This is a genomic window from Polynucleobacter bastaniensis, assembly GCF_018882205.1.
In the GTDB taxonomy this organism is placed as follows: Bacteria; Pseudomonadota; Gammaproteobacteria; order Burkholderiales; family Burkholderiaceae; genus Polynucleobacter; species Polynucleobacter bastaniensis.
Genome location: NZ_JACVOU010000002.1, coordinates 459,372 through 477,981, shown reverse-complemented (window position 1 = coordinate 477,981; position 18,610 = coordinate 459,372). Strand labels below are relative to the sequence as shown.

At 46.9% G+C, this 18,610-nt stretch carries 22 protein-coding genes; 9 read left to right on the top strand and 13 right to left on the bottom strand.

What is annotated here, in order from left to right; translation table 11 throughout:
- Window positions 1–14: 14 nt before the first annotated feature.
- Entirely contained in the window at window positions 15–530 is a 516-nt protein-coding gene (locus ICN22_RS05530; RefSeq protein ID WP_216169252.1) for a hypothetical protein, read from the bottom strand.
- A gap of 38 nt (window positions 531–568) precedes the next feature.
- Window positions 569–1,426: an LOG family protein gene (locus ICN22_RS05525; protein ID WP_216169251.1), complete on the bottom strand. Its 858-nt coding sequence runs from the start codon at window positions 1,424–1,426 to the stop codon at window positions 569–571.
- A gap of 196 nt (window positions 1,427–1,622) precedes the next feature.
- Here ICN22_RS05525 and ICN22_RS05520 point away from each other — a divergent pair, with 196 nt between their 5' ends.
- The 3 genes from ICN22_RS05520 to ICN22_RS05510 are packed head-to-tail and all read left to right on the top strand — an operon-like array spanning window position 1,623 to window position 3,761.
- Complete coding sequence (locus ICN22_RS05520; RefSeq protein WP_216169250.1) at window positions 1,623–1,832, top strand: hypothetical protein; 210 nt, start codon at window positions 1,623–1,625, stop codon at window positions 1,830–1,832.
- Window positions 1,833–1,892: 60 nt separating this feature from the next.
- On the top strand, window positions 1,893–2,774 hold the full coding sequence (locus ICN22_RS05515; protein ID WP_216169249.1) for an NAD(P)H-hydrate dehydratase: 882 nt from the start codon (window positions 1,893–1,895) through the stop codon (window positions 2,772–2,774).
- A gap of 6 nt (window positions 2,775–2,780) precedes the next feature.
- Entirely contained in the window at window positions 2,781–3,761 is a 981-nt protein-coding gene (locus tag ICN22_RS05510; RefSeq protein WP_216169248.1) for a DMT family transporter, read from the top strand.
- Window positions 3,762–3,769: 8 nt separating this feature from the next.
- Here ICN22_RS05510 and ICN22_RS05505 read toward each other — a convergent pair whose 3' ends face one another.
- The 3 genes from ICN22_RS05505 to ICN22_RS05495 form a co-directional block, all read right to left on the bottom strand.
- Window positions 3,770–4,036, bottom strand: coding sequence for a hypothetical protein (locus ICN22_RS05505; protein WP_216169247.1), 267 nt, complete (start codon window positions 4,034–4,036; stop codon window positions 3,770–3,772).
- A gap of 91 nt (window positions 4,037–4,127) precedes the next feature.
- Complete coding sequence (locus tag ICN22_RS05500; RefSeq protein ID WP_216169246.1) at window positions 4,128–5,276, bottom strand: aminotransferase class V-fold PLP-dependent enzyme; 1,149 nt, start codon at window positions 5,274–5,276, stop codon at window positions 4,128–4,130.
- A gap of 104 nt (window positions 5,277–5,380) precedes the next feature.
- A complete protein-coding gene (locus ICN22_RS05495; protein ID WP_216169245.1) occupies window positions 5,381–6,289 on the bottom strand; it encodes a DMT family transporter in 909 nt (302 codons plus the stop codon).
- Window positions 6,290–6,436: 147 nt separating this feature from the next.
- On the opposite strand from ICN22_RS05495, the gene ICN22_RS05490 reads away from it, so the two are divergent.
- Genes ICN22_RS05490 through ICN22_RS05475 form a run of 4 tightly spaced genes read left to right on the top strand, consistent with a single transcriptional unit; the run spans window position 6,437 to window position 8,771 of the window.
- On the top strand, window positions 6,437–7,582 hold the full coding sequence (locus ICN22_RS05490; RefSeq protein ID WP_216169244.1) for an alpha-hydroxy acid oxidase: 1,146 nt from the start codon (window positions 6,437–6,439) through the stop codon (window positions 7,580–7,582).
- Window positions 7,557–8,384: a bestrophin-like domain gene (locus ICN22_RS05485; protein WP_500797045.1), complete on the top strand. Its 828-nt coding sequence runs from the start codon at window positions 7,557–7,559 to the stop codon at window positions 8,382–8,384. Before ICN22_RS05490 ends, ICN22_RS05485 begins: the two co-directional genes overlap by 26 nt.
- Window positions 8,381–8,572 carry a hypothetical protein gene (locus ICN22_RS05480; RefSeq protein WP_216169242.1) on the top strand — a complete coding sequence of 64 codons (192 nt, stop codon included), beginning with the start codon at window positions 8,381–8,383 and terminating at the stop codon, window positions 8,570–8,572. The genes ICN22_RS05485 and ICN22_RS05480 overlap by 4 nt, the downstream gene beginning before the upstream one ends.
- A gap of 22 nt (window positions 8,573–8,594) precedes the next feature.
- Window positions 8,595–8,771 carry a hypothetical protein gene (locus ICN22_RS05475; protein ID WP_170217000.1) on the top strand — a complete coding sequence of 59 codons (177 nt, stop codon included), beginning with the start codon at window positions 8,595–8,597 and terminating at the stop codon, window positions 8,769–8,771.
- Between the two features lie 43 nt (window positions 8,772–8,814).
- On the opposite strand, the gene ICN22_RS05470 is transcribed toward ICN22_RS05475, so the two are convergent.
- Together ICN22_RS05470 and ICN22_RS05465 are read right to left on the bottom strand one after the other, a co-directional pair.
- Window positions 8,815–9,915: an alkene reductase gene (locus tag ICN22_RS05470; RefSeq protein ID WP_216169241.1), complete on the bottom strand. Its 1,101-nt coding sequence runs from the start codon at window positions 9,913–9,915 to the stop codon at window positions 8,815–8,817.
- Between the two features lie 82 nt (window positions 9,916–9,997).
- Window positions 9,998–10,945: a hydrogen peroxide-inducible genes activator gene (locus tag ICN22_RS05465; RefSeq protein ID WP_216169240.1), complete on the bottom strand. Its 948-nt coding sequence runs from the start codon at window positions 10,943–10,945 to the stop codon at window positions 9,998–10,000.
- 172 nt (window positions 10,946–11,117) lie between these two features.
- On the opposite strand from ICN22_RS05465, the gene ICN22_RS05460 reads away from it, so the two are divergent.
- Window positions 11,118–11,285: a rubredoxin gene (locus tag ICN22_RS05460; protein WP_215304339.1), complete on the top strand. Its 168-nt coding sequence runs from the start codon at window positions 11,118–11,120 to the stop codon at window positions 11,283–11,285.
- A gap of 48 nt (window positions 11,286–11,333) precedes the next feature.
- Window positions 11,334–12,500, top strand: coding sequence for an NAD(P)/FAD-dependent oxidoreductase (locus tag ICN22_RS05455; protein ID WP_255533851.1), 1,167 nt, complete (start codon window positions 11,334–11,336; stop codon window positions 12,498–12,500).
- A gap of 69 nt (window positions 12,501–12,569) precedes the next feature.
- On the opposite strand, the gene ICN22_RS05450 is transcribed toward ICN22_RS05455, so the two are convergent.
- The 6 genes from ICN22_RS05450 to ICN22_RS05425 form a co-directional block, all read right to left on the bottom strand.
- The gene (locus ICN22_RS05450; protein WP_216169239.1) at window positions 12,570–13,163 is read right to left on the bottom strand and encodes a urate hydroxylase PuuD; all 594 of its coding nucleotides are present in this window, start codon (window positions 13,161–13,163) and stop codon (window positions 12,570–12,572) included.
- A gap of 194 nt (window positions 13,164–13,357) precedes the next feature.
- Complete coding sequence (locus ICN22_RS05445) at window positions 13,358–14,134, bottom strand: 3-hydroxybutyrate dehydrogenase (RefSeq protein ID WP_216169238.1); 777 nt, start codon at window positions 14,132–14,134, stop codon at window positions 13,358–13,360.
- Between the two features lie 132 nt (window positions 14,135–14,266).
- Window positions 14,267–16,663 carry a xanthine dehydrogenase family protein molybdopterin-binding subunit gene (locus ICN22_RS05440; protein WP_216169237.1) on the bottom strand — a complete coding sequence of 799 codons (2,397 nt, stop codon included), beginning with the start codon at window positions 16,661–16,663 and terminating at the stop codon, window positions 14,267–14,269.
- A 20-nt stretch (window positions 16,664–16,683) separates the two neighbouring features.
- Window positions 16,684–17,193 carry a (2Fe-2S)-binding protein gene (locus ICN22_RS05435; RefSeq protein WP_216169236.1) on the bottom strand — a complete coding sequence of 170 codons (510 nt, stop codon included), beginning with the start codon at window positions 17,191–17,193 and terminating at the stop codon, window positions 16,684–16,686.
- Between the two features lie 42 nt (window positions 17,194–17,235).
- Entirely contained in the window at window positions 17,236–18,090 is an 855-nt protein-coding gene (locus ICN22_RS05430) for an FAD binding domain-containing protein (protein ID WP_216169235.1), read from the bottom strand.
- A gap of 40 nt (window positions 18,091–18,130) precedes the next feature.
- Window positions 18,131–18,607 carry an SRPBCC family protein gene (locus ICN22_RS05425; protein ID WP_216169234.1) on the bottom strand — a complete coding sequence of 159 codons (477 nt, stop codon included), beginning with the start codon at window positions 18,605–18,607 and terminating at the stop codon, window positions 18,131–18,133.
- Window positions 18,608–18,610: the final 3 nt, after the last annotated feature.

Below are 18,610 nucleotides of genomic sequence, written 5' to 3'. Positions count from 1 at the left end.
ATTTTGCTCATGCCTTACTTAAAACGCTCAATGACTTCAGGTGCCATCTTTAGTTTTTGCATATGCAGACGGGTATAAGCCTGACGGAAATTCTTGGTCATGGAGATCATGACCGATGCGGTCCAAGCAAAGGCAAACATTCCCGAAAAGGCAATGATGATTGCCAGCATCTTCCAGCCACTTGGCAGGAGGTCATCCATGAAACCCATTGCTGTATAGGTGCTGCCACTGAACAAGATGCTCTCACCTAAATTCGGTAAAAGATTAAATACTCGCAGTGAGATACCCCAGAGAATGATTTCAAAGATGTGAGTCAGAAATAAACACAGCACGCTGACATAAAACACGAAAGCTACTGAGGAGTACTTGTGCTCTGATAAATATAAAAATGACTTCACTTCATAGCGCTTGGCAATTTGTAGCAAAGCAAACCCATGCACCAGCATCACCATGAGGAGCATGGCGATGCCAAACAAGTAGGCCGGTAAATCTAATTCGGAAGTGAGGGTGACAGTATTAGTAATAGACATGATCTTAGCCGACTATATTACAGTTCTTATGGGTCAACTTAGGCTAATTGATACCAGTCGCGAATGACCGCCCAGGCCTCATCAGCAGTCTCAACGAAATGGATTAGCTCCATATCTGCCTGATCTATTACTCCATGGTCCAGCATATGCTTGAAGTTGATCACCTCTTGCCAGAATGATTTTCCTACTAGAACGATTGGAAAACGGTCGACCTTTTTTGTTTGCATTAAGGTAAGCACTTCAAACAACTCATCAAAGGAGCCAAAACCGCCTGGGTAGGCCACAATTGCTCTAGCCCTGAGCATGAAATGCATTTTTCGAATAGCGAAGTAATGAAAGCGGAAACTCAAGCCAGGTGTGAGATAAGAATTAGGGTGCTGCTCTCTTGGCAGGCTGATATTAAAACCAATGGCTTTATCCCCCGACTCAAATGCGCCACGATTAGCAGCCTCCATAATTCCGGAGCCTCCACCAGTAGCAATATGTAACTTATTGCGAGCTTCAGATTGAGTGGCGTTATAACCCGCAACGATTGCCCCAAACTCTCTAGCTGAGTCATAGTACTTACAATGCAGTAAAGCCCGTTCAGCCTCTGCTTGAGCCTCTGGTGTTTTGGCGCCCTTCTCTAATTCCTGGGCCGTTTGACAGCTTACAAAACGGGTTGAACCAAATACGGTGATGGTGTGTTCAATGCCGTGCTCATGCAACAAGATCTCTGGCTTGAGTAACTCCAACTGAAAGCGTAAACCTAGAGTTTCACGACGCGCCAAAAAAGCCTGATCATCAAATGCAAATCTATAGGAATCATCAGAATCACTTTCTGCTAACTGGCTTTTCTGAAGCTTTAAAAAATCAGTAATGGTTTGGGAGTTATTTACAGGGAGTCTTGGACTCATATCGGCACCTTTATTTCAACCTTTAAAAATGACTTATCTTCAGTTCGGTAGACAGGCAAGCCCTAGGATACAAGGTCAGAATTAGTATTACTACCTAGAATATTGCATTAATTTCACATCTAGGGCTTATTCGGATATACCGTCTGCGCTTCAGGCGTTAATATTGGAGGATATTAACCAACTCGAAGGAAATGCAATGAGCAACCGTTCAATCATCATCATGGTACTGGTATTAATCTCTGCTACAGCCTACTTACTCATCAAAGGCGACGGCGACATTGATATGGGTGGCGAGAAGCATGGTGCTGAAGCTGCTCACATGGAAGAGGCTAAGAAAAATGCTCCTGCAGCTCCAGCTGCACCCGCTGAAGCTCCAGCAGTTCCAGCAACTGATACTAAGAAATAATCTCTTTCCAAGATAAATAAGCCGCGGTTCGCCGCGGTTTTTTTATACCGATTTATTTAGATGAATCCCCCTACCGAACTGAGATCACTCGAGCTCATTACCCGCCTTAAGCGAGCGCCCTCAGAACATAAAGGGAATGCCGGTAAAGTTCTACTGATTGGTGGCGCACCTGGAATGGCTGGCGCCCTCATTTTGGCAGGCAGTGCCGCGCTGCACTTAGGGGCAGGTTGGACTATCTTGGAGATGCTAGATCCGACCGCTGCCCATGCAATACCCGAACAAGCCGAGCTGATGATTCGCCTAGCGAGCTTTAACGCCCACGAACAATTAGAAACTACCACACCGGACGTCATTGCAATTGGGCCCGGCCTTGGCTTTTCTGCACTGGCTAGAGATTGCTTAATAGCCTCGCTATGCTATCCAAAAGTGCCGCTTGTGATTGATGCCGATGCACTCAGCCTGATTGCCGATAATCCTGAATTTTTAGATCTTCTTAAGCAACGTAATCAAGTGTTTCCAGGCATGACTGTACTCACCCCACATCCTGGAGAGGCAGCCCATCTTCTCAACACCATCGCTTCAGTCATTCAGGCAGATCGCTTAGCCGCCGTATTGGACTTGGTCAAACTTACCGATTGCATCGTTGCACTTAAAGGTCAACATACACTCATTGCCTCACCTCTTCATCCAGTAGTGCAATGCGCTGAGGGCAATCCGGGCATGGCCGTTGGCGGCATGGGTGATGTCTTAACAGGTGCGATCGCAGCTCTCGCAGCACAGGGCATCCAACACAATCTTAATTTATGGGAGTCTAGTTGTATTGGGGTGCAACTACACGCCACGGCAGCCGATAGCCTGGTAGCAAAGCAAATTGGTCCCATTGGACTTACTCCAACAGAGGTCATTGTGGAGATGCGGAGTCTACTCAACAAACTGTTATAAAGCATCATGCAATCAGTTAGTGGAACTCTTCATCATCGCCGTTACATCTACGGCCTCTTAATGGCCGGACTAGGCTCCATACTATTTTCCGGCAAGGCGATTCTAGTCAAACTCGCTTTTGGCTACGGCGCAAATGCTGAGACGCTGATTGCCTTAAGAATGCTGATGGCGCTTCCCCTCTTCTGGGGAATTTATTGGTGGCAAGCGCACAGACAAGCTATGAGTCCGCTCATATTGAAAGATCAAATTAAGATATTTTCTCTGGGATTTATGGGTTATTTTCTTTCTAGCTATCTTGACTTTTTAGGACTGCAATACATTTCCGTTGGACTAGAACGTATCGTGCTTTACCTGACACCCACCATCGTATTGTTGATTTCTTATTTTGTATTGAATAAATCCATTAGTCGCTTGCAGTGGTATGCACTCGCGGTAGGTTATCTTGGCGTAATCGTTGTATTCATTCAAGATGCCAGCTCGACCGGATCAATGGCTCTGCTCGGCATGTTATTGGTCTTTGCTAGCGCATGTTCCTATGCAATCTACATGATTGGGTCTGGAGAGATGGTCAGGCGCGTGGGTAGCGTACGCTTAGTGGTCTATGCTAGCTCTGCATCCGCATTCATGAGCGTCATTCAAATTCTGATTTACGATCCTGCCGCTGTATTTGTGCAAGCACCGCAAATCTATTGGCTTAGCCTGCTCAATGCAAGTCTATGTACTGTCATTCCGATGTTGTTAATCATGGTTGCCATTAATCGTATTGGCTCACCGCTAGTTGCTCAAGCTGGAATACTGGGCCCCGTCTCCACCCTCTTTATGGGCTGGATCGTATTGTCTGAACCAATTACCTGGATGCAGATGGGTGGCATGAGTTTGGTGATGGGGGCAATGTGGTTGCTGGTACGCAACGATGCGCCAAACAAACAACAGGGTCAGAACCCAATAAAGCCTTTAGATCCCGAGGGCTCTGATCCTCTAAGTTAGTTGCTAATTTATTGCTGAGGAGCCGCAGGCTCTTGAGCTGCTTTTGCTTTCTTCTGAGATTTTTTCTTGGCCTTCTTCTCTGCTTTTTTATCCTTCTTGGATTTCTTCGCAGCCTTCTTAGCGGCCTGCTCTGACTGAACATCAGTCATCGTTGCAGAGGCGGCCACGGGTGCTCCCGCTGAGGTTGAATCCGCTGCCATTACAGCCCATGGTGATAAAACAATTGAGATAGAAACGAAGGTGGCTAAGATCAATTTTGCTAAAGAGGTGCTCATTTGAGGTTCCGATAGATTCATGGGTGGCTTAATGATACCCAATTAAAAAGCCGTCCTAAGACGGCCTTTTGTAAACATGAATTAAAGCTACTTAAGCTGGCTGCGCTTCAGTCTCGGTAATTCTCTCTAATGCTGTTGCAAGGTGATCCACTGTGCGGTCAACATGTGCCAGCTTCTCTAGGCCAAATAAACCAAGGCGGAAGGTACGGAAGTCTGGACGTTCATCGCACTGCAATGGCACGCCAGCTGCTGTCTGCATACCAAGAGCAATAAACTTTTTACCTGACTGAATATCTGGATCTTTGGTAAAGCTCACTACAACACCAGGAGACTGAAAGCCTTTTGCTGCAACTGAGTGATAACCATTGGATACCAATAAGGCACGAACCTTATCACCCAACTCTTTTTGCTTTGCTTTGAGTGCAGCAAAACCTAAGGACTGAGTTTCTTTCATCACATTGCGCAAGATTTTGAGCGCATCGGTTGGCATAGTGGTGTGATACACGTGACCACCCTTTTCATAGGCTTCCATAATTTGAAGCCACTTCTTCAAATCCATTGAGAAACTGCTGCTTTGAGTGGACTCAATACGCTCGCGTGCTCTGTCACTCATAGCCACCATCGCGCAGCAAGGTGAACTGCTCCAACCTTTTTGAGGCGCAGTAATCAACACATCGACATTGCAAGCCTTCATATCTACCCATGTTGCACCTGATGCGATGCAATCGAGTACAAACAAACCATTGACTGAACGCACCGCTTCACCCACTGCCTTGAGATAGTCATCCGGCAGAATGATGCCTGCAGAAGTTTCTACGTGAGGAGCGAAAACAACTGCTGGCTTTTCTTTTTTAATAAAAGCCACTACTTCTTCGATCGGCGCAGGGGCAAATACACCTTGCGTAGCATCTTCCAATTGCCTACCTTTGATAATGGTAATGTCCTTGGTGATATTGGCTAAATCAAAAATCTGAGTCCAGCGATAGCTAAACCAGCCGTTGCGCAAGATAAGGCATTTTTCATTATTGGCAAACTGACGTGCTACGGCTTCCATACCAAATGTGCCGCTACCAGGAACGATCACTGCAGAAATTGCGTTGTAAGCATCTTTCAGGACGCTAGAAATATCCACGATGACTTTTTTGAATTCATCAGACATGTGATTTAGCGAGCGGTCGGTGTAAACAACCGAGAACTCTAAGAGACCGTCTGGATCAACATTCGGGAGCAAGCCTGGCATAGTAATTTCCTAGTGAATCGTGTGATTAGCCCTAAATGATACTGATTTAGCGCTGTTTTGGTACTGAGCCTTTAAAAACAGGCTTTTTGAGTTAATAAAGGGGCTTAGGCCCTTTTCTGCGTTACAGAAGAAACCAGTATTCCAGCCACAATCAGGACAAAAGCCAGACCATGAAAAAGCTGGGGTGGATCTCCCAAAATGGCAGCAGACAGTAAGGCTGTAAACAAGGGAATGAGATTAGCAAAGAATCCTGCCACCGTAGGTCCGGCAACATTCACTCCCAAACCCCAGCACCGATAAGCAATTAAGGAGGGGCCAATAGCAACAAATAAGATCAAAGCACCAGTCCAATAATTGAGGTCAATAAAGGCGTGCCCTGTAGCAATTTCCGCACCCTCAAACAGCATCGTCCACAAAAATCCAATCAAGACCTGTGCCATCAAAAACTCAGCCCAGGGCCACTGCCGCTCAGCACTCCCTCCCGGGCGGCTAATCATCCAGCTATAAAAGGCCCAGAGAATCGTGGCTAACATAATGAGCAAATCACCCATGACTACATCCATACTCAAGAGACTGGCAGGCTCACCCCGCGTAAGGACTACGGTCACGCCTACCAAGGATACGACTGCCCCTAAAAGCTGTAACAGTGTCGGCCTCACTTGATAAAAGACGGCGCCGATCAGGAGCATCCAGATCGGCATACTCGCCCCAATGAGGGTGACATTAATTGCCGTCGAGGTTTGTAAGGCAAGATATAAGAGCACGTTATAGCTACCTACCCCTAATAATCCCAAGATGAGGAAGCGACTCTTGTTTTGCCATAGGGCGCTACCTGGCTTTAGGATTCGCCAGCCAAGAGGTAGTAGTAATAAGGCTGCCAAACCCCAGCGGACAGCACTGAGGGTGATCGGTGAAACACTACCCACTAATGCTCTACCAGCTATTGCATTACCCGCCCAGAGGAGGGTCGCAAGCGTTAAATACAAGACCGTCGACAGGGGTATTTGAGGCATTCAGGAGGATATGGTTGGATGGGTGGCTGTTTAGAGCCCCAAGAAGGGCTTTGCCTACGCATTGTAGAAACAAATGCTCGGTATTGCTAAGATAGAGCTTAAATTAGCTTTTGCTCTCAGGCATTTGCAATATACAAAGGGGTTTTAGTGGCAATCATCACCAATATTGAAGATTTACGAGTTCTGCATCAGAAGCGCACCCCTAAGATGTTTTATGACTATGCAGACTCCGGGTCATGGACTGAATCTACCTACCGCGCCAATGAGTCGGATTTTCAGAAGATCAAACTACGTCAGCGTGTTGCTGTCAATATGATTAACCGCACCACCAAAACAACGATGGTCGGAGAAGAAGTGGCGATGCCAGTCGCATTAGCGCCTACTGGACTGACCGGCATGCAACATGCTGATGGTGAAATTCTGGCGGCCCGTGCGGCAGAAAAATTTGGTGTGCCTTTCTGTCTTTCTACGATGAGTATTTGCTCAATTGAGGATGTGGCAGAACGCACTACTAAGCCCTTTTGGTTTCAGCTCTATGTCATGAAAGACCGCGGCTTTATTGAGCGTCTCATTGAGCGTGCCAAAGCAGCCAAATGCTCTGCCCTCGTTCTTACTTTAGATTTACAAATTCTGGGACAACGCCATAAGGATTTAAAAAATGGTTTGTCTGCACCTCCAAAGCTGACGATTACCAACATCATCAACATGATGACTAAGCCACGCTGGTGCGTGGGTATGGCAATGACTCCTCGCAGAACTTTCCGCAACATTGTTGGTCATGCTACGGGCGTTGGCAATATGTCTTCCCTCTCCTCATGGACAGCAGAACAGTTCGACCCTGGCCTGAGCTGGGATGATGTGGAGTGGATTAAGAAACTTTGGGGTGGCAAGTTAATTATTAAAGGTATCTTGGATGAAGGCGATGCCCGACTTGCTGCCAATTCCGGCGCGGATGCCTTGATCGTCTCTAATCATGGTGGCCGTCAGTTGGATGGTGCGATCTCCAGCATCAGAGCATTGCCTGGCATCGTGAATGCCGTTGGTAAAGATATTGACGTGTGGATGGATGGTGGCATTCGTTCAGGACAAGATGTTTTGAAAGCCTGGGCACTAGGTGCACGCGGTACATTGATTGGTCGCCCCTTTCTTTATGGCTTGGGTGCTATGGGCGAGGCCGGCGTGACTAAATGCCTAGAGATTATTCATAATGAATTGGATATCACTATGGCGTTTACAGGACACCGTGATATCCAGAATGTGACTAAAGATATTCTGTATCCAGGAACTTTTTAATATTCCACACTTAGCTAATTACCCCGGACTGGTATTTTTCATCTCTGCTGTAGCCCTCTCAGGCTCAGTCTGGTTTGGCAATGCCGTACTCAGCAAGTACCGAACCAAAGACACTGAGACCTCGGCAGATTTGGGCGTCATCCAGACTGCAACGCTCACCCTACTTGGCCTCATTATTGGATTCACCTTCTCCATGGCGATTGCTCGCTATGACTTGAGGCAGACCTATGAGGAAGCGGAGGCAAATGCCATTGGTACAGAATTTTTAAGGGCTGATCTTCTGCCCAGTAAAACCGCAGAGAGTATTAAGGGTCTTCTTGGTGAATACCTAGATCAGCGTATCTTGTTTTACTCCAAGCAAGATCATGAGACGGCTAAGCAAATTACCAAACGCACCACTGCTTTAGAGAATGCCATGTGGAACGAATTACTCCCTGTGGCACGAACTCAATCAACCCCCACCATTGCGCTTGTGGTCTCCGGAATGAATGATGTGATCAACTCCCAAGGCTATACTCAGGCGGCTTGGTGGAATCGTATCCCAACTGCGGCTTGGTGGCTGATGTCTGCGATCGCGATTGCAGCCAATATATTGGTAGGCTTTGGTGCGCGGAACTTTAAACCCAATGTCGGCCTTTTTATGATTTTCCCAACCATGATTGCCATTGCTTTCTTTCTGATTGCAGACATTGATAGCCCTCGTGGTGGCGTGATTCGTATCGATCCACGAAATCTGATCGATTTAAAAAACAATATGAGTCCTGCAAATGGCTCAGCCCCTACCAGAGGCATTAATAAATGAAGCGCATTGTTGACGTATATAAAGACAGGGGCCGAGAACTGGTGTGGACTTATGTCATCCACCTTGGCAACCTTGAATTTCACCCGGCTCAAACTGATTTTGAGCAAGAAGCGCTAAGACTCTCTCAACTTGATAAACGCGGCACGCCAAGCGAGTTGAGCGCCAGAGCTAGACTTACCGTTCGATAACTTTTCACTTTAGTTCCGAAATATGAAACCTTTAAGCAAAAAAGCCAAGATGGCAGTTGGATGGACAATCTTAATGACCGTCACTGGTACTGCCATGCTGCATCAATGGGAATTCTTTGCCATGGGATGTGCGTCCATTGCAATGCTGCTGGTTGCCAATCACTATGGCCTATTAAAAGACCCCGAAGACAAAAAATAAGGTCGCTATCTTTCGACAGCGGCCCTGATTAATCATTAGCAGATTAGAGTGTTGGGTAGTCTGTGTACCCGACTTCTGCTCCACCGTAAAAAGTGGCACGGTTGTAAGCATTGAGTGCAGCACCCTGCGCAAAGCGTTCAGCCAAATCCGGATTAGAGATATACAAACGTCCATAGGCAACGGCATCAGCAAGGCCGGCCTCTAAAACAGCTTCGCCCATGGCTTGATCATATCCACCAGCACTAATAAATTGACCTTGATAGGCTGTACGGAACATCTCTGAAGTAATAGGCGCCTCTGTGTTCACTTGATCGTTACCACCTGCACTGGTAGAGCGCGGTTCAATCATATGTACATAAGATAAGTGATAGCCATTGAGCTTCTGAATCACCGCAGTGAACAAAGCAACTGGATCGCTGTCAGCCATATCATTAAAGCTACCGTAGGGTGATAAGCGCACACCGATACGATCGCTCGGATATACCTTGGAAATAGATTCAATCACCTCACCCAATAAGCGCATACGATTTTCGATTAATCCGCCATAGCCATCAGTACGTTGATTGGTTTTGTCTTGCAAAAACTGATCGAGTAAATAGCCATTCGCAGAATGAATTTCCACGCCGTCAAAACCTGCCGCTTTGGCATTCATAGCAGCCAGCTCAAAGTCTCTCAAAAGACGGGCAATATCTTCAGCAGTCATCGCCTTAGGCGTTTCGTAATCGTGCAACTTCCAATCAGCACCATAAGTTTGGCCAGCAGGCGCAATCGCAGACGGAGCTTCAGGAATACCTTGCTCTGGATGCAAGGAGGAATGAGAGATGCGCCCAACATGCCATAACTGCGCAATCATCTTGCCACCTTTGGCATGTACCGCACTCACAATCTCTTTCCAAGCCGCTGTTTGCTCAGCAGAATAGATTCCAGGCGTTCCCGGATAACCTTTACCAATAGCAGAAATTTGTGTTGCTTCGCTGATGATGAGGCCAGCACTTGCCCTTTGCGCGTAGTAAGTTTTTGCCAGGGGGTGTGGCACATCCCCATCGATGGCACGCATTCTAGTGAGAGGCGCCATCACCAGGCGATTCTTTAATTCAATCGCGCCAAGCTTGACGGGGGTAAACATGATTTCTTTTCCAGACATGAACTACTTTCTTTTTTTGGGGGTGAATACTGCAATTAATGCGCAACTTTAGCAGGGATATTAAAGTCCCGCCGACACCATACTAGACTCTTTGAAAACTCTTTCGACTGCCTCGACTAATTCTTGGGCTAGATTTAAATCTTGATTCAATGCTGTGGGCAAGCGCTTGGAACTCATCATGATGCGCGGTTGATAAGCGGGCAACCAGTGCAATCACTCTCTTGGGGGCGGGTGGCGCTAGAGGCCGAGCAATCAATGTTGTACCATTTAAAATCCCGCCTTTTACCGCCATCTCAGGAAGCAACGCAATGCCCATGCCAGACTCCACCATTTGCAACAGAGTCAATAAGCTAGTTGCTTCCATACCCTCGGCATTGCGAATATCAGATTGCTTACAAGCTTGCATCGTGTGATCACGCAGACAATGACCCTCTTCTAACAAAAGTAGTCTCTCTGCCATTTTGGTAGGCAAATGAATTTCCTTACCCTTTAATGCAGGATCATTTGCGCCTGCAACCAGCCAAAATTCATCGACAAACAACTCTTTCACCAAGAGGCCAGCTGTGTCATAGGGCAATGCAATTAATGCAAAATCAAGTTGATGATCTATTAAGCGCGCCAATAGATTGGCGGTTAAATCCTCACGCAGAGCAATTTTTAACTTGGGGTAATGCTCCCGAATATCAGGCAACACGTTTGGCAATAAAAATGGTGCGATAGTGGGGATGACCCCCAATCGAATGGTCCTCGCCATTGGCTCGCCAGAGGCACTCGCATATTCCACTAAGTCTTGAGACGAGGCCAAGATCGCCTTAGCCCTTTCTAAAATCTCTGCGCCGATTGGAGTGATGGCTACATTTTGCCTATCCCGCTCAACCAGGCGGACTCCCAAAACATCTTCTAGCTCTTTTAAACCGGCGCTTAGCGTAGATTGACCTACGAAGCAGACCTCTGCAGCTCTAGTAAAATTGAGCTCCTGAGCAACCGCTACAAAATAGCGAAGCTGTCGTAATGAAGGTAGAGCAGCCATGATCTGTCCTTATCCCTATAATCTAATTATCAGATAAATAATATCATTCCTATTCATCCTATAAATCATTAGTTACTTACTTGCTTGATACAAAACAACCAGATCTGTGGCTAGTAAGTGAATTTGAAATTCAATTTAAACTGCCTTTAAACCATTACAACAAGGAATCCCTATGAAATCTTGGCAATGTATCGTTTGTGGTTTTGTCTATGACGAGGCGAAAGGCTTGCCTGAAGATGGCATTCCTGCTGGTACCGCTTGGGCTGACGTTCCTGAAGATTGGGAATGCCCAGATTGCGGTGTATCAAAATCTGACTTTGAAATGGTACAAGTTTCTTAACTCAAGCCAAACGTAACACCTTTAAACGCATTATTAGGGAGTCCAGTTTTGGATCATCAGAATCAATTATCCCCACCGGGGATTGTCATTATTGGTAGTGGATTAGCTGGCTACACTGTCATTCGAGAGCTTCGCAAACTAGATAAGGCAATGCCAATTACCCTAATAACAAGGGAGCCAGGCTACTTTTACTCAAAGCCGATGCTTTCCACTGCATTGGCAAGCAGCAAATCTGCAGAGCAATTAATTTCTACCAATGCTGAAGGGATGGCAACACAGCTAGACATTAGGATTGTGGGCGATGCCAATGTCACTGCTATTGATACAGCCGCACAAATAGTCACCACTTCTACAGGTAGCATTTCCTATGGGAAGTTAGTTCTGGGATTAGGCGCTGATCAAATTCGCCTTCCTTTGAGAGGCAATGCAGCCAATGAAGTGATTACCGTCAATGATCTGGAAGACTATGTGCAATTTCGCAAGGCAATTGAAGGTAAAAAAAGAATCGCTATCTTGGGTGCTGGCTTGATTGGATGTGAGTTTGCGAATGATTTAGTTTTAGGTTCATATGAAGTCGATGTCATTGACTTAGCGCCGCAGGCTTTGGGCAGACTACTTCCCGAGGCGGCAGCACAAGCACTTCAGGCTAAGCTCAGTGCAGCAGGCGTGCGTTGGCATTTAGCTACTACCGTGAAATCGATTAATCGAAACGGCGGCTCTCTCTTAATTACCCTTGCCAATGGAACTGTAATTCATAGCGATGCATTTCTATCCGCAGTCGGTTTAAAGCCCCGCTTAGATTTAGCGCAAGCAGCTGGAATTGCGACAGGCGAAGGCATTACAGTGAATCGTCAATTAGAAACTAGCGCTAAGAATGTTTATGCCATTGGCGACTGCGCCGAGGTTGAGGGCTTAGTTCTACCTTATGTCATGCCGATCATGCAGGCTGCGCGGGTTTTAGCCCCTAACCTGCTTGGACAGCACACTACTCTCAGTTATCCCGCGATGCCGGTCATGGTGAAGACTCCCGCCCTACCAACTATTGTTTCACCACCAGCCAAAGGTGTAGTCGGCGATTGGAAAATAAACTCCGTTGAAGGTGGTCTTGAAGCGCGCTTTGAATCTAGTGATGGCAAGTTACTTGGGTTTGCTCTACTGGGGGCAGTTACTGCACAACGTGGCGCACTGACAAAAGAGTTGCCGCCTATCTTGTGATCAAGACACTCTGCACCAAAGCAAAAGGCCCGCTCTGCGGGCCTTTTGCATGAACTAAGAAAGCTTGCTTTATGAGGCAATCACAAACCACGTTGTGTTGTGTGACTGAGCACTCATCAAAAATAACATTGGAACAGACAGCATTGTATTGAAACGGGAAGTCAACATCGCAATACGTGCAGACTTCGCTTTAACATCAGGCTCAACCGCAACGATGCCAAGAGCACGTTTTTGATTTGGCCAAATAATGAACCAAACGTTAAACGCCATGATCAAGGCAATCCACATGCCTAAACCAATTGCGCGAAAAGGCGCCTGCAAAGTAAATGCTTGGTGCGCATATCCATTCACTATGGATAAAACTAAACCACTAACTACAGTCGCTAAGGCAGCCCAACGGAACCAAAAGAGCGCTGTTGGAGCGATTACTTTTCCGATGGCCGGCTTTTGCTCATCCGGAATCTTGGACATAGATGGAATCTGCACAAAGTTGAAATACCAAAGTAAGCCTATCCACATCACGCCAACCATCACGTGAATCCAACGGAATAAGAATGACAACTCAATCGAACCGAAGTTTGTACCCATGGCAAGGACGATCAATGCGAGGAGCACAAAGCCGGCTAAAACAGTGCGACCTAATGAGGTAAAGATAGATGACATGAGAGCTTCCTAAAAAAGGTAAATATATCAGGCAGGATTTAAGCAAAATTCTTACTTGCAAAATCCAACTTCACTACATTGTAAAACGTAATAATCAGCAGCCATAACAGCCACAACCGTCCTAACTATAGACGATTCCGGAGAATTTGTTCGCCATGAGCCAAACAAGAGGCGCCCGGCAACCCATTTAAAGATTACTGAGCCGTCCAGCCACCATCCATATTCCAGGCCGCTCCACGCACTTCTGAAGCATCTGGACTGCAAAGGAAAACAGCCAATGCTGCTAATTGTTCTGGAGCCACAAATTCGCCGGAGGGCTGCTTTTCAGATACCAAGGCTTTTTTGGCTTCCTCATTCGAAATTCCTTCGCGCTCTGCCCTTGCGTCTACTTGATTTTGTACCAAGGGAGTTAAAACCCAACCTGGGCAAATCGCATTGCAAGTAATCCCTGTTTTGGCATTCTCCAGAGCGGTCACCTTGGTTAAGCCCACGATGCCATGCTTAGCAGCGACATAAGCTGATTTTTGAACAGAGCCCACCAAGCCGTGAACGGAGGCAATGTTAATAATGCGACCCCAGTTGCGCTTCTTCATTCCTGGCAAGGCATGGTGGGAGGTATAAAAGGCTGAGCTTAAGTTGATAGCAATAATCGACTCCCACTTATCTTCTGGAAAGTCTTCAACATTCGCCGTGTGCTGAATGCCTGCGTTGTTTACTAATATATCTAGCGAACCGAAGCGTTTTTCAGTTTGCTTGATGAGATCCTCAATCTCGATAGGCTTACTCATGTCAGCACCGTGATATTCCACTTCAACACCACAAGCTTTAATGGCGGCAATCGCGGCATCTTTTTCACCAAAGCCGTTCACCATAATATTGACGCCCTGCTTTGCTAAGCCGATAGCCATTGCCAACCCAATACCACTGGTCGAGCCGGTCACAAGAGCTGTTTTAGATTTTAAATGGGACATATTTTTTATTCGCAATATCAAATTAATTACAAATCCCCAGGGAGGGGATTTGCGTATGGTCAAAGCTGGATGTTACAGGATGCACTCGCCCCTTTGATCCGGGTAATTTGCCTCATTTAGGTGAGCTCTCAATTAGACTTTTCCAAGGGCCTTGAGAATCTTTTCACAAGTAATGGGCTGGTCAAACACTGCCTTATTAAATGGCGCTAGAGCATCGTTAATCGCATTCTGAACCGCCCCAGGAGCGCCAGCAGTACCAGCCTCACCAGCACCTTTTGCGCCCAACTTAGATGACTGGGTTGGAGTCTCTACGTGAGCTACTTCAATATCCGGCATTTCATTGGCCATTGGCACTAAATAATCGGCCATACTGCCATTTCGCAATAGGCCACTCTCGTCGTAGATACACTCCTCGAAAAGGACTCCGCCGATACCCTGAACAATGGCTCCGCGAACTTGCTCGTCTACTAACATGGGGTTCAATACCCGACCGCAATCCTCAACCGCCCAATGTTTTAGAAGCTTTACAAATCCAGTATCCGGATCGACTTCAACATAAGAAGCCTGAACGCCATTGGTAAAAATAAATGGATATTCTTTTTGGGTGTAATGACGTGTCACCATCAGATCAGCCGAGAATCCCACCGGCAAAGTATCTGTACGGAAATAACCTATTCGCCCAATCTCACTAAACGGCAGAAGTTGCTCACCGGTGGCCTTATCTAATACGTGACCACGTCGAACGGATAACTCCTCAGGTGATCTATTCAGGATTGCACCTGCAAGCTTCAAAATGTTCTCTTGAAGTGCCTGGCAAGCCAATAAGACCGCCTCACCACCTACTCCAGCACCACGCGAAGCCCAGGTACCACCGCCATAAGGAGTCACATCGGTATCGCCTGTAATGATGCGCACATCTTTGATGGAGAGGCCGACAGCATCAGCAGCAATTTGGGCATAAATACCTTCAGTACCCTGACCTTGCTCACCAACACCGATTAATATTGAGACAACGCCGCTTGGATCTAGACGCGCAGAGGCTCCATCCTGAGACGCGATGCGTGCTCCACCCACACCATAGAACGCTGGACTTGGGTTGGTTAGCTCGATTAGTGTGGCAAAACCAATTCCGCGATAAATACCTTTTTTACGTAACTCAGCCTGCTCTTTACGCAAAGCAGAATAGTCCATCATCTTTTCAATGGTTCGCAAGCATTGCTCATGTGACAGTACTTCCAACTTAATTCCGGAAATTCCCGAGCAAGGGTATGCGTCATCAGGAATCACATTGCGCTTACGGAACTCCAAAGGATCCATTTTTAATTTTTGAGCTGCTAAATCAACCAAGCCCTCAGTCACAGCACAGGCAATTGGATGACCTACGCCGCGATATTGGCAGGTAGGTGTTTTATTCTGAAACACCACATTGAGTTTGGCGCGGTAGTTTTGATGCTTGTATGGTCCACCAACCAAGTTGACCACTTGGTTACCCTCGATCGCACTGGTTCTTGGGAACATGGAGTAAGGGCCAATGGCCGTAAGATCATCAATCTCAAAAGCTAAAATATCGCCCTCTTTATTGGCTGCAATACGCCCTTTAATCCGATGTTCACGGGCATGAATATCACTCGTAAATGATTCAAGTCGATCTGCAACAAACTTAACTGGACGCTCCAACATCATCGCTAAGCCCACCGTTGCAAAATCATCGGGATACGCATGCACCTTAATACCAAAGGATCCACCTACGTCTTTACAAATGACATGCACATCAGACTCAGACAAGCCAAACTGACGGCAATATAAATCTTGCATCATGTGCGGCGCTTGTTGCGAGTGATACACCGTGAGGCGACGATCGCCGGGATTGTAGTCAGCAATTTGGCAGCGAGGCTCTAAGGTAACCCCTGTGTGTCGGCCAAATCCAAAAGTAGCTTCAGCCACAATATCTGCTGTTGCAAATACTTCATCTACCTGACCAACATCCAAGGTGCGGGTAAAGCAGAGGTTGTCGCCCAGCTCAGGATGAATAACCGGAGTATCTGCATCTAATGCCGTTTCCATTGAAACTACTGCGGGCAACTCTCCCCACTCAACATCAACGAACTGCAAAGCATCTTCTGCCTGTGCGCGTGTCTCAGCAACTACCGCAACTACAGGCTCGCCTTGCCAGCAAGCTCTATCCATTGCCAATGCATATTGAGGGGCGGATTTCATACCCGCAAGGTGACCCAGAGTGGCAACCCATGGCTTACACAGCTCAGCCATTTTCACACCATCGACAATCGCCAGAACACCTGGCATCTTGCTAGCTTGTTCAGTATGAATTTTTCCAATTTTCATGTGCGCTACTGGCGAACGCCAATAAACGACATGACCCATCCTCGGTAGCTGAATATCATCGACATAAGTGCCCTGACCCTCGATAAGACGGCGCGCCCCATGTCGAGGCTCACTGCTACCGATATAGCGTTGGTCATTGGTTACTGGATCAAGCACTAATCCTTTGAGATCTACTGGCTTATTCATAATCAGTTTTCCCAGTCTTCTTAAGCGAGAGTAACAACAGGTTTCATTTTTTCACCTTTGGCACGAGCGTCAAGCACGGCCATGATGGCGTCTACTATGGAGTGATAGCCAGTGCAACGGCAGTAGTTTCCAGAGATCCATTCACGCACTTCTTCACGGGTGGACTTAGGTTGCTTTTCTACTAATTCAGCGGCAGCAAGCAACATTCCAGAAGAGCAGAAACCACATTGCATTGCGTTATGACGCATAAAAGCTTCTTGTAGATCTGATAATGCCCCACTCTTAGTTAATCCCTCGATTGTTTCCACTACACACCCATCAGCTTGTACAGCTAGATATAGACAACCACGAATAATTTTCCCATCCACCTTCACGGTACAGGCGCCACAAGCCCCCTGCTCACAACCGAGGTGCGGACCCTTGAGATGGAGATCTTCTCGTAAAAAATCCACCAAATGACGACGCGGCTCAATCTCAGCATTGACTGTCAAACCATTGACAGTCATCGTAATTTTTTTCTTTAAGCTCATTGGAATCTCCGAACTAAATTTATCTTTTTATATATTGATTACTTAAGCAATTAAGTGCTTTAAGCCACGCTCTAATAAAACACCAATCAGATGTTGCTTAGTTTCTGCACTACTAGTGATATCTGCGATCGACTCAATCTCTTGCCTTGTCACATCAACTGCATTTGCTATTAATTCGTCATTAAGCGGCTTACCATCCACCAAGGCTTGAGCCTTCTTCGCCATGATCGGTGTAGCGCAAACAGAGAAGAAAGTGAAAGTGCAATCACTCAGAACATTGCCTGTCTTATTGGCAACCAAGGCTACTCCCGCAATCGCATAGTCTCCGTGACGGCGAGCTAGCTCATGGAAATAAAACACTTGATTACTGCTCGCAATGGGGATTTCTGCTGCTATCAGAATTTCATTGGGCTCTAAGGAGGTGGTGTAGAGATCAATGAAAAAATCTTGCGCTGAAATTCGACGCTCGCCATCAGGACCGCCAATTAGCATGGTCGCATTCAGTGCCAGGCTACAAGCAGGCCATTCAGCCGCAGGGTCGCCATAGGCTAAAGAGCCGCCCCAGGTTCCTAAATTGCGGATTGCTCTGTGGGCGATATGTGGGGCTGCAGCCTTCAGAAGTGGTGCATGCTGCGCAATCAGTTTGGAGTCTTCAATCTCAGTATGGGTTACTAATGCGCCAATACGTAATTGATCTCCGACGACTGAAATGCCTTTTAATTCATCTAAATTGGTAATGTCAATCAGTATGCTGGGTTCAGAAAGACGTAAGTTCAAGGTAGCTAAAAGTGTCTGTCCGCCCGCAATCAATTGGGCATCTTCACCCGCTTCGGCCAACATAGCCAAGGCCTCGCTGAGAGCCTTCGGTTTTGCATAATCAAATGCTGCTGCTTTCATTGCGTCTCCTTCACTACTTTTATATTGACATCGCCACGCATTATTCAACTTGCGGGTCTGACTCCACTGGTGTTATTTCACCACCCAACTCTTTCGCAAATCGCTGGAAAAAATCATCCGCAATCTTTTTAGCAGAAGCGCTAATGAGTCGCCCACCAATTTGCCCCAGCTTGCCACCAATAGAGGCCTCAGTCGTATAGGAAACCAGTGTCCCGCCCTCGGCAGGCTTCAACTCAACCCGCGAACGACCTTTTGCAAATCCCGCAGCGCCACCCGAGCCCTCAAAGGCCATAGAGCAGGACTGATCTGGAATGACATCACTTAAAAATAGCTTTCCTGAGAATCTAGCTCTGACAGGCCCAATTTTGAACATCACCTTGGCATGAATCTCCTCTGGTGAGACGCGACTGATTTCCTCACAGCCTGGAATGGACTTTGCCAGCACATCAATATCATTCAAGCCCTTCCACACATCGGGGATTGGGGCTGCAATGAGCTGCTCGCCATTTAATTCCATTAC